Consider the following 13,284-nt stretch of genomic DNA (forward strand, 5'->3'; position numbering starts at 1 on the left):
TGCAGCAAAGCAAGCTCTGGAAACAGACCCGGGGCCGGCGGCTCGCCACGGCCGCCGCGGTGCCGGGCATCGCGGCGGCGCTCGTGTTGGGGGCGCTGGTCTCGGCTCCCGGCCAGGCGCTGGCCCAGGCCCAGGGGGAGGTCACCGTCACGGTCGTCCACGCCGGTGACTACGTGGCGGACTCGGTCTGCGTCTCGGACACGACCACGGGCACGTGCACGTCGACTGTCCGAAAAGGCCAGTCGAACGAGTTCCGGGTCAATCCGGCGCAGGGATCGAAGATCGAGGTGCGGGTGTTCGCATCGGGCGGGTCGGACATCGAGCTGCTGGCCCCGAACGGACCGCGGCTGTGCGTGGAGACCGGCGGGGCCGTGAACCGGCCGGAGATCAGGGCGATCACCTGCGCGGACGGACACGAGCACGGCGCTCCCGCGTCGAGCACCGCACCCGGGACGGACAAGCCGGCCGCGCCGAAGCCGGCCAGGGGCAAGCCGGTCTCCCTGACCGCCGAGCTGACCGGTGCGCAGGAGATCCCGGGGACGGGCGGGGCCGTGGGCGACCCGGACGGCCGGGCCACCGCGCAGGTCGAGATCAGGGGCGACCGGGTCACGTTCGCACTGCGGTGGCAGGGCCTGTCCCAGCTGAAGGTCGGGCACATTCACGAGGGTGCCGCCGGGGTCAACGGCGACGTGCGGGTCGCGCTATTCAAGACTCCGATGCCCACCACCGTGAACGCGGCCGCCGGTCAGGTGTCCATTGAGGACGCCGCGCTCGCCGAGCGGTTGCGGACGAACCCGGCAGGTTTCTACGTGAACCTGCACAGCACGGAGTTTCCCGGCGGCGCGGTGCGTGGTCAGCTGGCGCCGGCGAAGAAGCGGATCAACGTGACCAGTATCCTCCGCGGCGGCAAGCTCCACGCGCTCGCCGACGGTGACCAGGAGGTCGAGCTGGCCGACGGGAAGAAGTTCGGGGACCCGGACGGTTTCGCGGTCGCCTTCCTGCAGCCCAGGAAGTCCACCGTGGACTACTCGATGGCGTGGGTGAACATCGGCCCACCCACCAAGGGACACATCCACCAGGAGCGGTTCGGCAAGAACGGTCCGGTGAAGATCGACCTGTTCGACGTCACGGTTCCGCAGAACATCGTGGCGGTGTCCGGCACGGCGGCGGTCGATCCCGCGCTGGCCGACGAGATTCGCCGTGACCCGCACGGGTTCTACGCCAACCTGCACACCGAGGAGTTCCCGGGCGGCGCCGTTCGCGGCCAGTTCTTCGCCTGATCCCGGGCCGGCGAGGGCGCTGGGTGACATTTCCGTCACCCGGCGCCCTTTTTGCGTGCCCGGCTCCGACTTGATCAACATTTAACCAAGGCCGCCGGGCCGCGCTTGTTAACCTGCATTCGCCTGTCAAGGAGGTGGACCGGATGCACCTGCTCGCCGCCGCAACCCTGGTGCTCGTCAGCGCAGTCGCTCCCGCCCCGGTTTCGGAGAGCTCCCTGCCCGTCGTTCCCCAGATGCCGGCACTGTCCGGTTACTACCCCGTGGGCACCACCGACTTCCACCTCGTCGACACCTCCCGCCCGGACCCGTGGCGCCCGGACCAGTCCCGTGAGCTGATGGTGACCGTCAGCTACCCGGCGACCGTCCATTCAGGACAGACGGCTCCGTGGGCCACGCCCGCGGCGGCGGCCGCCGGTGGCGCCATCCTGTCGAGCCCGGCGTTCTTCGATCTGCCACCGGAGCCCCCGGTCGCGTGGGGCGACATCCGGCGTCACGCGTTCGCCGGCGCGCCCGTGCGCCCGGGCAGGTGGCCGGTCGTGCTGTTCTCGCCGGGTTTCCAGAGCACCCGCGAGATGCACGCCAACGTGGTCGACGACCTGGCCTCCCATGGATACGCAGTCGTGTCGGTCTCCCACACCTACGAGTCGATGCTGGTGGAGTTCCCCGGCGGACGGCTCGCGCCGTCGCTGATCACGAACCAGGAGCCCGCCACGATGCGGACCGCGCTCGACACGCGCGTCGCGGATCTGAGGTTCGTGCTCGACACGTTGCCCGGCAGGCTGCCCTGGCTCGACTTCACGCGGGTCGGCGCGATGGGACACTCCTATGGCGGCTTCACCGCGGCCGAGGCGATGCTGCACGATCCGCGGATTCGCGCGGGCATCGACGTCGACGGCCCGCTGGAGCTCACCGTCGGCGCCACCTACCTGCCCGGTGATGTCGTGCAGCAGGGCCTGGACCGGCCGCTCCTGCTGTTCGGCGGTGACTTCGGCGCGGCCGAACAGTCGCATGTGGACACAACGGTGACCCGCTCGTGGGCGGAGATCTGGCCGAACCTCCGGGGCTGGAAGCGCGACCTGCACCTGGACAACGGCGCTCACCACAGCTTCAGCGACTTCCAGTGGCTCCTGCCGCAGCTACCCGCCACCCCGCAACGCCGCGCCTTGATCATCGGCGCCATCGACCCGACCCGGTCGCTGCTGGTGCAGCACACCTACTACCCGGCGTTCTTCGGCCTGCACCTGCAAGGCCGGTGGACGCCGCTGTTCGAGACGTCCTGCTTCCCGGAGGCGCGTTTCATCCCCTAGGAGTCGGATTGGAGGCTGTCATGCCTGACGCGGGTACGCGCCTTCTCGCCGGTGTCACCGGCCCGGCGGCTCTGCGCCGGCTGCCCGTGGCCGAGCTTCCCGCGCTGGCCGGGGAGATCCGGCGGTTCCTCGTCGAGCATGTGTGCGCGACCGGCGGTCATCTGGGGGTGAACCTGGGTGTGGTGGAGCTGACCATCGCGCTGCACCGGGTCTTCGACTCACCGCGGGACGTGATCCTGTTCGACACCGGGCACCAGTCGTACGTGCACAAGCTGCTGACCGGCCGGCAGGGCGGCTTCTCCAGGCTGCGCAAGGAGAACGGCCTGTCCGGATATCCCGCGCGGGCGGAGTCGCCGCACGACTGGGTCGAGAACTCCCACGCCTCCACGGCCGTGTCCTATGCGGACGGACTGGCCAGGGCGCTGCGGCTGTCCGGGCGGCACCGTGATCGCCGGATCGTGGCCGTCGTCGGGGACGGGGCGCTGACCGGAGGGCTTGCCTGGGAGGGGCTGAACAATCTCGGCACCGATCGCGAGCTGCCGGTCATCGTGGTGCTCAACGACAACGGCCGCTCCTACGCCCCCACGGTCGGCGGTCTCGCGCGGCACCTCACGACGTTGCGCGACCGGCCCGCGACCAACTGGTTCGAGCAGATCGGCTTGGCCTACCTCGGCCCGGTCGACGGACATGACACCGCCGCCACGGAAACCGTGCTGCGCCAGGCCGCGGCGCTCGGCCGGCCGGTCGTGGTGCACGTGCTCACCGGCAAGGGCCGGGGCTACGGCCCGGCGGAGGCCGACGAGGCCGATCACCTGCACGGGATCGGAGTTCTCGATCCGGCCACCGGACTACCCGTCTCGGAGGCGCAGCGGTCGTGGACCGACGAGTTCGGCGCGGCACTGGCCCGGCTCGGCGAGGAGCGGGACGAGGTGGTGTGCCTGACCGCGGCGATGCTGGAACCGGTGGGGCTCGGCGTGTTCGCCCGGCGCTTCCCCGAGCGCGTGTTCGATGTCGGGCTGGGCGAGCAGCACGCGGTCTGCTCCGCCGCGGGCCTGGCGATGGGTGGGCTGCACCCGGTCGTGTGCCTCTACGCCACCTTTCTCAACCGGGCGTTCGACCAGGTGCTCATGGACGTCGCCCTGCACGACCTGCCCGTCACGTTCGTGCTCGACCGCGCCGGGATCACCGGCCCGGATGGTCCGTCCCACCACGGCGTCTGGGACCTCGCCATGCTGACCTCGGTTCCCGGCATCCGCATCGCGGCACCGCGGGACACCGCGCGACTCGGCGAGCTGCTCCACGAAGCCGTGGCCACGCCTGGCCCGACCGTGCTGCGCTTCCCGAAACAACCCGCGACCCCACCGATCCCCGCCGTGGCCACAGTGGACGGTCTGGACATCCTCCACCGCACCCCGGGATCGCCCCTGGACGTCCTGCTCGTCGGCATCGGCGCCATGGCCGCACCGTGCCTGGATGCCGTGGCGGAGCTCGAGAACCACGGAATCGGAGTGACCATCGCCGACCCCCGCTGGGCCTACCCGATCTCACCCGCGCTCGTCCGCTTCGCGGCCTGGCACGCACTCGCCGTGTGCGTCGAGGACGGAGTCCGCGCCGGCGGTATCGGCGCCGCCCTCACCCAGGCCTGCGCCGACGCGGACCTTCGCACACCGGTCCGCACGCTCGGCCTCCCACCCACCTTCATTCCCGCCGGAGACCGAGCCGCGTTGCTGCGCAGGTACGGCCTCACCCCGCACGGCATCGCCGCCGGCGTCATCCGGGCTCGACCTGCCGACAGCTCGCCGTGGGTCAAGGAAACCTTGGGGACAGCATGACTTCCGTCGTATCGGGTGATGGTGATGTCGCAGGCGCGGCCGCGGCGGTGGGCGAGCGGAGCGACGCGGTCCTGGCCTGGACGCGGGAGTTGCTGGAGCCGGCGTTGCGGGCGACGGTGGCGACGCTGCCGCCGCGCATCCGGCAGGTCGGTGCCTTCCACCACGGTTGGGTCGACGAGCGCGGAGAGCCGGTGTCAGGCACCCCGGGGAAGCTGGTGCGGCCCGCGCTGGTGCTGGGATGCGCCGTGGCCGCGGGCGGGGACCCCGCGGCGGCGGTGGCGGTCCCGGCGGCGGTGGCGGTGGAGTTGGTACACAACGCCTCGCTGATCCACGACGACATCGTGGACGGGGACGCCACCCGGCGAGGACGTCCCGCGGTGTGGTCGGCGTTCGGCACCCCGAAGGCGATCCTCGCCGGAGACGCACTGTTCATCCTCGCCGTGCGGGCCGCGACCCGGCTGCCGGCACCGATGGTCGAGCCGGCGGTCGTGCGGCTCACCGACACGATCCAGATCCTCATCGACGGCGAACAGGCCGACCTCGACTTCGAATCCCGCACGACCCTGACGACGGCCGAGTGCCTGGCCATGGCCGCCGGTAAGACCGGTGCGCTGCTGGAGTGCGCTTGCGCACTCGGAGCCCAGGCCGCCGGAGCCGACGGTGCGGGCGTCCGCGCCTACGGCCGGTTCGGCGCCCACCTCGGCCTGGCCTTCCAACTGGCCGACGACCTGCTCGGACTGTGGGGAGATCCGGCGCTCACCGGCAAACCGACCGGTTCGGACGTGCGGGCCCGGAAGAAGACGCTGCCGGTGGTGGCCGCACTGAACTCCGGCACACCCGCCGCGGCGGAGCTCACCGTGCTGTACGAGAACACCGGCGCACCCCTCGACACCGCCACCTCCGAACGGGTCCTCGATCTCGTGGAACAGGCTGGTGGCCGAGCCTGGGCACAGGCCCGCGCCTTCCGCGAACTGCAACGCGCGCTCCACTACCTGCACGTCGCGCGCCCGCTCCCCGGTGCCGAAAAGGACCTGACCGCCATCGCCGAGCTGGTCGTATGCCGAGGCCACTGAGGGCAACTCACCACGACCGACGGAGGGCGAAACCAGATGCCGGACGCCGAACTACCCGAAGACTTCCTGACGTTCCGTTGTCCCTTGGAGGCGAAGGAGCATCCCGCGATGCGGGAGGTCGTGGCGGGAAGCCTCGCCTTCGCCGAGAGGTTCGACCTGGGCGCCGGGGACGCGGAGCGGACGGCGAAATACGGCAGCACCGCCGCGGTGCTGCAATGTCATTTCTTTCCGATCGGTCTGGCCGAGGCGGCCGTGCAGCCGCTGGCGGATTTCAGTGCCTGGGCGTACGCCGCCGAGGACGCCATGCAACCGGGTATCGGGGCGCTGGACGTGACCCGGATGGCGTGCCGCTATTACGGCATCCTGAACAATCCGGACTGGTGCGCACCGGCCGGGGACAACCTGGAGGAGGCACTGCGTGACTGCCTGATGCGCCTGCGCCCGACCGTGACCGACTACGCCTACCGGTGGTTCACCCAGTGGGAAGCCTCCTGGATCAAGGGTCTGCTGTGGGAGTCCACGTTGCTGGCGGGTGGTGAGGTACTCGGCGTGGCCGATTTCCTGCCGGTGCGGATCGCCGCGGTGGGCGTGTACGGGACATATGCCTACCACGGGTGTTTTGAGCGGGCCCAACCATGGCTGTGGTCCGCGCCGCTGGCCAGAGCGGCGAGCGAGTGCGGAATCCTGGTCGCAGGGCTGGACAATGACCGCTACTCCTACTTCAAGGAATCTCAACTCAAGCCCGGAACCAGCTACAGCCTTTTCGAATGCTTCCGCGTCGACGACCCCACGCTGACCGTCCGCGATTCCCTGGCGGCCGGGGTCAGCCTGAGAGACGCGCTGCTCGGCCGCTACCTGCAGTTGCGGGAAAGGATCCTGGCCAGCGGCACCGAGCAGGAGAAATTACTGGTCGCGGCCGTCGACCTGACCATCGCGGGGAATGTGCGGATGGGCCTGACCACACTGCGCTACGCCGCCCCGCAACTGTCCCAGGCCCGCATCGTGGACGAGGCGCCACCGGCGCCGGACGCCCCGCCACCCTATCCGGCGGTGGCGTGGTACTGGAACGTCTGAAAGCGGCACAAAAGCTGCCGCCGGCTCATCTGGAAATCTGACGCAATACGAGGAGGAATCCTCATGAGGACATCCAACACTATCCCCACGGCCCCGGGCGCGGTGCCGCTGCTCGGACATGCGCCGAGCCTGATTCGCGATCCCTTCGGATTTCTCTGCTCACTGCCGTCGGACACGGAGCTCGTCCAGGTCAAGGTCGGTCCGTTCGCCGGGGTGGTGCTCACCGATCCCGACCTGACCTCGCAGGTCCTGCTGGACCAGCGAACGTTCGACAAAGGCGGAGTTCTCTACACCAGGGGCCGGGAGGTGATTCCCCACGGGCTGGTCATGGCCACCTTCGAGAAGCACCGCCGGCTACGCCGGGCGTGCCAACCCGCGTTCAACAACACCGCCATGACCGGGTATGCGGACGCCATGCGCGAGCAGGCGGTCCGGCTCACCGGTGACTGGCACGACGGCGAGGTGATCGACGTCGTCGACGCGCTGAACGCCCTGGCCGGGCAGGTCGTGCTCTCGACCATGTTCGGCTCCGTACCGCAGCCGCGGGCCATGAAGGGGATGCTCGAGGACCTGAAGGCCGTCTTCCGGGGCTTTCGCTGGCGGGTGCAGTTGGGGCCGTTGCGCTGGCTGGCGGTCACCGCCAACGTCCGCTACGCACGTGCGTTGGCCCGGTTGCGCCAGGCCGGGATCGCGCTGATCCGCGCACGGCAGGCCGGCGGGGCCGGGCACGGCGACCTGCTGTCGATCATGCTGGCCAGGCACGCGGGGTCCGGCCTGTCCGAAGACGAGGTCAGCGACCAGTTCGTGATGTTCTTCTCCGCCGGGATCGAGACCACGGCCGCATCGGTTGCCTGGGCGCTGTTCCTCCTGGCGCAGCATCCCGACGTCGAGGGGCAGTTGCACGCCGAGGTGGACCGGGTGCTCGGCGGAGGTCCGGCCGGTCTCGACGACATTCCACGGCTCGAGGTGACCCGCCGGGTGATGGCCGAAACCCTGCGTATCCGCCCCCCTGCCTGGATCTCCTCCCGAACCGCCGAAGCCGATATCGATGTGGGACGCCACCGCGTGCCCGCCGGCACGACCATTTTCTACAGCCCCTGCACCATTCACCACCGGGCCGATCTCTACCCCGATCCCCGGCGTTTCGACCCGGACAGGTGGATCGACCGCGATCCGACGCGCCCCGACCCCGGCTACATACCCTTCGGCGTCGGGGCCCGAAAATGCATCGGGGACAGGTTCGCTCTCACCGAAGCCGTCCTGGTTCTCGCCACCATCGCCGGGCGGTTCCGGTTGCGTCCGGTCGCGGACGGTCCCGTGGTGCCGATGCTCAGCGCCGTACTGGTGCCACGGCAGCGGCTCATGCGGATCGAGGCCCGATGTCCGGCGGTGCGGGCGTGAGCCGCCATGTGCGGGCGGGGAAAGCCGTTCCCGTGCTCGGGCACTCGCTCCGCCTGCTCCGCGACCCGCTGGGTTTCCTGCGCCGCGTGCGGTGCCTGGGTGACGTGGTCGAGATCCGGCTCGGCCCGAAGCGGATTCAGGTGGTGAACGCCCCCGACCTGGTCCACCAGATCATGGTGGTGGAGGCGAGGAACTTCGACAAGGGATCACTGTTCGAGAAGTCGAAGCCATTCATCGGCAACGGTCTGGCCAACTCCTCAGGCGATTTCCACCTCCGGCAGCGAAGGCTCATGCAGCCCGCGTTTCACGCCCGAAACTTCCCGCGCTACGTCGAAATCATGAACGAGGTGGCCCGAACGAAGGCAGCGTCCTGGCGGCCCGGCCAAATTCTGGACCTGCCCCACGAGCTGCATGACGTGACCTTCCGGACCACGGCCAGGACGCTGTTCTCCACCGACCTCGCGGCGCCGGCGGTGGACGAGCTCAACCGGCTCTTTCCGGAGTTTCTCAGGCAACTTCCCAGGCACACCTTCGCCCCGTTCCCCTTCCTCGAGAAGCTCCCCACCCCGGCCAACCGCCGCTTCCACGGAGCGATCGGCCGGATGCGCGGGCTGATCCACGGCATCATCGACGACTACCGGAAGGCCGGCGCCGATCACGGAGATCTCCTGTCGCTGCTGCTGCTCGCACGTCATCCCGACACGGGTGCGGGAATGACCGACGAGCAGGTCCACGACGAGGCCGTCACGTTGCTGGCCGGTGGATCCGAGACCACCGCGGCGATGGTGGGTTGGATCTTCTACCAGCTGGCCGCGAACCCGTCGATCGAGGAGGGCGTGCACGCCGAGCTCGACTCCGTGCTCGGCGGATGTCCGGTGTCGTTCGGCGACGTCGACCGGCTTCCGTACACGCGACGCGTGCTGAACGAGGCATTGCGGATGTATTCGCTGGCGTTGATTCCCCGCCGGGCGCTGGTCGACGTCGACGTCGCGGGCCGGCGTCATCCTGCCGGCACCCAGTTCTTCATCAGTCCGTATGCCATGCACCGCGACCAGTCCCTCTTCACCGATCCGGCGCGGTTCGATCCGGACCGCTGGCTGCCCGCACGAACGAGTGGCGCCGATCGCCGTACCTTCGGGCCGTTCGGCGCCGGGGTCCACCGGTGCATCGGTGACACCTACGCCATGGTCGACATGGCCGTCATCGTGGCCGCCGTCGCCGCCCGGTGGCGGCTTGCGCTGGTGCCGGGGCGGCAGGTCAAGGAGAGGATGCGGGGCACGACGCGGCCCGGCGCGTTGCCGATGATCGCGAAGAGCCGGGTCTAGTGCCGTCGATCCGCCGCCGGTACCCGCTGCGGTGCAGTGGTCACTACGGGCCGGAGTTGGCCGACCGCGTCGACCGCTGGTTTCTGTCCTGGAACCTGCTGCCCGAGGCGGCGGACCTGGTCGCGCTCCGGGAGACCAACTTCACCTATCTGGCGGCGCTGTGCTGGCCCGCGGGTGACCGCCGGACCCTGTTCGATCTGGCCCGGCTGGCGATCTGCCTGACCCGGCGCGACAGCGAGTGGGACGCGGGCCGCGCCGGGGATCCCGCGGCGGTGCGGGCGTCGATCGCGGCGTCGATCACCGACACCCGGGCCCACTACGAGCCGATGGCCTTCCACGAGCCACGGTGGGCCCCGCCGATCGCGTCCGTGTGGTCCAGCCTCGCGCGTCACTGCTCCCCGGCGCTCATGGCGCGGTTGGCGGATGCCATCGTCGGCTACCTGAGCGCGTGCCTCGCTTCCTGCCGGCGGAACGACGCCGTTGATGTGCCGGCCTATCTCACCCACCGGCGGGGGACCGTCGCACAGCGCGTCGACCATGTCCTCACGGAGATCAGCCTCGGTATCGAGCTCCCGAAGGAATGGCTCACGCACCCGCTGCTCACCCGCCTGCTGGATATCGATGTCGATCGCACCGTCCTGCTCCAGGACGTTCTTTCGCTGAGAAAAGGAGCTGGCGGACGGTGAGGCCGAGAACATCGTGCTGGTCATCGCCGGGAGCCGGCGCGGCTCGCTGTCCGATGCCGAGGCGGCGGCCGCCGCGATGTACGAGGATCTGATGGATGCCTACGATGCCGCCAACGCCGAGCTGCTCGCGGCCCTGGGCGACACCTTTCCCCGGATTCGCGCCTATGCCCAGGCGCTCAACGACTTCAACGCGGGCGTGATCGCGTGGACGAGCGGCACCTCGTACTACACGGGAGCGGCCAGTTGCTGGGAGCCCCCGGAGGTCACCGTGCGACCGGTGTGACGGCTGCACCGGCGGGCAGCGGGACCTGCGTGTCCTGGCGGGCGCGCCCGGGAAGGGCGAAGGCGGTCAGCAGGGGAAGCAGGGCGATGCCGGCCGACAGCGCGAAGCCGAGCTGGAAGCCCCATTCCCGGGGCAGGGCGGTGGCCGGATCGCTGGAAGCGGTCAGCACGGCCGCGGCGACCTGGACGCCGACGGCCGCGCCGACACCGCGGAGGATGCCGCTGAGCGCGGTGGCGACGCCGGTGTCGGAGGCGGGGACCGATTCGATCACGGCGGTGTACAGGGCGGTGGAGGCGGCGCAGGCGCCCAGACCGGCCGTCAGCACCGCGCTCAGCACGATCTGCCAGGGCGAGCTGTGCCACCCCAGGGCCACCAGGGCGCCGGTGGCGGTGAGGGCCAGCCCGGTGCCGACCACCGCCCGGGAACCCAAGCGCCGCACGAGAAAGCCGGCCAGCGGTCCGACGATGACCGCGGCCACCACGGGAGGGAACAGGTACAGGCTGATGGTGCTGGGGGACGCGCCGAACCCGAAGCCCGCGGTCCGGGGCGGCAGGGCCAGCAGTTGCGGGATGAGGAAGAAGGACACCGCGTAGCCGGCGCCCATGACGGCGGCGGCCAGGCAGGAGCTCCACACTCCGCGCCGCTGCAGCAGGCGCAGATCGATGAGCGGGTTGCGGGCCCGCCGCTCGACCAGGGTCCAGCCGGCGGTGAGCAGGCCGGCCAGGGCCAGCAGGCCCAGGGATGCCGGCCACCCGGTTTTGGACACCAGGGACAGGCCCATCATGAGGGTGACCAGGGCGGCCGCCAGCAGGAGGGCGCCCAGCCAGTCCAGCCGCCCGGCGCGCTCCCGCCGGTCGCCCGTGCGCGGCAGCAGGAGCGGGGCGACCAGGGCCAGGGCGGCCACGACCAGCGTGGGCGTCAGGAACATCCACCGCCGGGACAGGGCGTCCGCCAGCGGCCCGGCGCTCAGGATGCCGAGACCGCCGCCGAGGACGAACACGCCGGCGACCAGGCCGACCGCCGGCGGCATCCGCCCGGCCGGAAGGAACCCGCGGACCAGGGCGAAGGTGACCGGCACGATGCCCGTGCCGATGCCCTGCAGGAACTGTGCCGCGAGCATCAGACCGAAGGAGCCGGCGAACGCCGCGAGGGTGCCGCCCGCGACGAGGCACCAGGTGACGCCGAGCAGGACCCGGCGCGGGTCGTGGTTGTCGGCGAGCTTGCCGACGATCGGCATCGCCACCGCACCGGTGAGGATCAGCGTGGTGGACAGCAACCCGGCCTGGGCCGGGTCGAGCCCCAGCTCCCGCTGGATGAGGGGGAGCGCGGGAAAGGGCATGCTCTCCAGGGCCCCGATGGCGGCGACCAGGGCCGCCAGCACGAGCAGCGGGAGCCGGACCGATCGGTCGGCCACTGTGGACTGGTTCGTCTCAAGCACGTGATGTCCCAGAAGTGTCGGATCAGGCCCCCTGAGCTGGGCCGGTGTGTGGCCCCCCACTGTGTCGGAGCACTTCGGACGACATCGGCGAAGCGGCCCTTCACTTTAGTGATCGTTTACCGGTCTGTAAATGCCGTAGAAGGGAAGCAACGTGACGTTGCTTTCCCTCTATGGCAAGCAACGTCACGTTGCTTCCCGGGCCGTGATGTCCGAGTGCACCTTGCATATGGCATGCGGCCGGGCGAAGCTGACATCGGCATCAAGTCCTGCCCCGCACCGTTCCGGTGTGTTCCGCCTCCGGTGTTTCCTTCTCGGCGGACCGAGGCCGAACGGAGTTGACCGATGATCTGCTGGGACCGCATGGACGGGCGGATCGTCGGTATTTTCACGCCGCGCCAGATTCGATGGATTCGTCGGCACGTCGGCGTCCTGCATGCCGCCGCCCAGGACGTGGTGCCGCTCCTCGGAGTGCCGGCGTGGCTGGCCGCCATGGCCGAGGTCGGCTTCGACGCCGTTCGACGCACCCGGGCCGACACCGCCGTGGTGCTGGACACGCTGCCGGAGACCGGAGGTGTTGTCGTACTGCCGGAGCGCCATCAGGCCTGGGCGTGGATCTGGACGTTGTCCGAGTGCCAGATTCATCTGGCGTTTCGAGTCGGGCCCGCCAGGAGACCGGCGCAGATCTCGACGGCATCCGGTTCCGGTACTGAATGGTCTTTGTCGATGGTGACGACTTGGCTGGAAAGCGTTGTCGACGATCTGATCTGTGTCGCGGATCTGAACTACCCCGCCGGCCGGGAACCTTAAAACCACATCAATTGAATTGCCGGCGGGGGAGGAGTGAGCATACCGTACTGGAGTCCGTCGACCCTTTCGGCGTAGGTGCGGTGGCATGAATGCTCCTTTGACGCTCAGCGCCGTGGACAAGGCGCTGGTTATTCTCACCGTATTGACGACGAGCGCGGAACCGCTGCCGCTGGCCGAGGTGAGCCGCCGCTGCGGGCTGCCCAAGCCGACCGCGCACCGGCTGCTGGCCACGCTGTGCGCGCACAACATGATCACCCGGTCCGGCGTCAGGTACCTCTCCGTCCGCGGCGGCGACGACACCTTCCTGGCGCTGCTCAAAAGCGAGTCGACGCCGTATCTGGTGGAGCTGCACAACACCACCGGTGCGACCGCGACCGTCAGCGCCCTGGTCAACGGGAACGTCCAGCATCTCAACCAGGTCTACGGCCACCGGGGAATACGGGTCACCACCGCCACGGCGGCGGACCTGGTCCTGCAGGCCTACGACCCGGATCCCACCCCACCCACCGCACGGGACCTTCTCGAGATCCGGCGCGCCGGGATCGCCTCCCTGACTACGGCCCGGCGGGGTGTGGTCAGCCTGGCGGTTCCCTTGTGTGGCAACGGCACCGCGTTCCAGGCCGCGGCGGCGCTGTCGATCGTCGGCCGGCTCGGTGGGTTCGACCCGGCCGGCGCTTCGCGGGAGCTCCGGCGGTGTGCCTACGAGCTCACCCGAACGCTCAAGCGGTTCACGTCCACGACGATGGTCGCCTCGTAGCATGTCCGGGCACGAGCTGCT

At 70.0% G+C, this 13,284-nt stretch carries 12 protein-coding genes; 11 read left to right on the forward strand and 1 reads right to left on the reverse strand.

The features are described 5' to 3' along the window. From VGR06_RS09580 to VGR06_RS09620, 9 genes are all read left to right on the forward strand, one after another. Nucleotides 1-1,280: CHRD domain-containing protein (locus tag VGR06_RS09580; protein ID WP_327558633.1), on the forward strand; the 1,280-nt coding region annotated here is incomplete at its 5' end. 143 nt (nucleotides 1,281-1,423) lie between these two features. Then, nucleotides 1,424-2,587: a lipase gene (locus tag VGR06_RS09585; RefSeq protein WP_327558688.1), complete on the forward strand. Its 1,164-nt coding sequence runs from the start codon at nucleotides 1,424-1,426 to the stop codon at nucleotides 2,585-2,587. 20 nt (nucleotides 2,588-2,607) lie between these two features. Next, the gene (locus VGR06_RS09590; RefSeq protein ID WP_327558634.1) at nucleotides 2,608-4,419 is read left to right on the forward strand and encodes a 1-deoxy-D-xylulose-5-phosphate synthase; all 1,812 of its coding nucleotides are present in this window, start codon (nucleotides 2,608-2,610) and stop codon (nucleotides 4,417-4,419) included. Continuing rightward, nucleotides 4,416-5,492 (forward strand): polyprenyl synthetase family protein, encoded by a 1,077-nt coding sequence (locus tag VGR06_RS09595; RefSeq protein ID WP_327558635.1) that lies wholly within the window; start codon nucleotides 4,416-4,418, stop codon nucleotides 5,490-5,492. The genes VGR06_RS09590 and VGR06_RS09595 overlap by 4 nt, the downstream gene beginning before the upstream one ends. A gap of 36 nt (nucleotides 5,493-5,528) precedes the next feature. Then, the gene (locus VGR06_RS09600) at nucleotides 5,529-6,566 is read left to right on the forward strand and encodes a terpene synthase family protein (RefSeq protein ID WP_327558636.1); all 1,038 of its coding nucleotides are present in this window, start codon (nucleotides 5,529-5,531) and stop codon (nucleotides 6,564-6,566) included. Between the two features lie 63 nt (nucleotides 6,567-6,629). Next, a complete protein-coding gene (locus tag VGR06_RS09605) occupies nucleotides 6,630-7,967 on the forward strand; it encodes a cytochrome P450 (protein ID WP_327558637.1) in 1,338 nt (445 codons plus the stop codon). Further along, nucleotides 7,964-9,292: a cytochrome P450 gene (locus tag VGR06_RS09610; protein WP_327558638.1), complete on the forward strand. Its 1,329-nt coding sequence runs from the start codon at nucleotides 7,964-7,966 to the stop codon at nucleotides 9,290-9,292. The genes VGR06_RS09605 and VGR06_RS09610 overlap by 4 nt, the downstream gene beginning before the upstream one ends. Further along, entirely contained in the window at nucleotides 9,292-9,978 is a 687-nt protein-coding gene (locus VGR06_RS09615; protein ID WP_327558639.1) for a terpene synthase family protein, read from the forward strand. Before VGR06_RS09610 ends, VGR06_RS09615 begins: the two co-directional genes overlap by 1 nt. Nucleotides 9,979-9,991: 13 nt before the next feature. Next, nucleotides 9,992-10,261: a hypothetical protein gene (locus VGR06_RS09620; RefSeq protein WP_327558640.1), complete on the forward strand. Its 270-nt coding sequence runs from the start codon at nucleotides 9,992-9,994 to the stop codon at nucleotides 10,259-10,261. Here the strand turns inward: VGR06_RS09620 and VGR06_RS09625 are convergent. After that, nucleotides 10,242-11,699 carry an MFS transporter gene (locus VGR06_RS09625; protein WP_327558641.1) on the reverse strand — a complete coding sequence of 486 codons (1,458 nt, stop codon included), beginning with the start codon at nucleotides 11,697-11,699 and terminating at the stop codon, nucleotides 10,242-10,244. The two genes, VGR06_RS09620 and VGR06_RS09625, sit on opposite strands and share 20 nt — an antisense overlap. 342 nt (nucleotides 11,700-12,041) lie before the next feature. Here VGR06_RS09625 and VGR06_RS09630 point away from each other — a divergent pair, with 342 nt between their 5' ends. Then, nucleotides 12,042-12,506 carry a hypothetical protein gene (locus VGR06_RS09630; RefSeq protein ID WP_327558642.1) on the forward strand — a complete coding sequence of 155 codons (465 nt, stop codon included), beginning with the start codon at nucleotides 12,042-12,044 and terminating at the stop codon, nucleotides 12,504-12,506. Nucleotides 12,507-12,591: 85 nt separating this feature from the next. Further along, entirely contained in the window at nucleotides 12,592-13,263 is a 672-nt protein-coding gene (locus VGR06_RS09635; RefSeq protein ID WP_327558643.1) for a helix-turn-helix domain-containing protein, read from the forward strand. The last annotated feature ends 21 nt before the right edge of the window (nucleotides 13,264-13,284 follow it).

The sequence above is a fragment of the Actinophytocola sp. genome (assembly GCF_036002505.1).
In the GTDB taxonomy this organism is placed as follows: domain Bacteria; phylum Actinomycetota; class Actinomycetes; order Mycobacteriales; family Pseudonocardiaceae; genus DASYTH01.

Bases quoted from the DNA above. Each gene is read 5' to 3' on its own strand.
- VGR06_RS09585 (WP_327558688.1), top strand. From the start codon at position 1,424: ATGCACCTGCTCGCCGCCGCAACCCTGGTGCTCGTCAGCGCAGTCGCT.
- VGR06_RS09590 (WP_327558634.1), top strand. From the start codon at position 2,608: ATGCCTGACGCGGGTACGCGCCTTCTCGCCGGTGTCACCGGCCCGGCG.
- VGR06_RS09595 (WP_327558635.1), top strand. From the start codon at position 4,416: ATGACTTCCGTCGTATCGGGTGATGGTGATGTCGCAGGCGCGGCCGCG.
- VGR06_RS09600 (WP_327558636.1), top strand. From the start codon at position 5,529: ATGCCGGACGCCGAACTACCCGAAGACTTCCTGACGTTCCGTTGTCCC.
- VGR06_RS09605 (WP_327558637.1), top strand. From the start codon at position 6,630: ATGAGGACATCCAACACTATCCCCACGGCCCCGGGCGCGGTGCCGCTG.
- VGR06_RS09630 (WP_327558642.1), top strand. From the start codon at position 12,042: ATGATCTGCTGGGACCGCATGGACGGGCGGATCGTCGGTATTTTCACG.
- VGR06_RS09635 (WP_327558643.1), top strand. From the start codon at position 12,592: ATGAATGCTCCTTTGACGCTCAGCGCCGTGGACAAGGCGCTGGTTATT.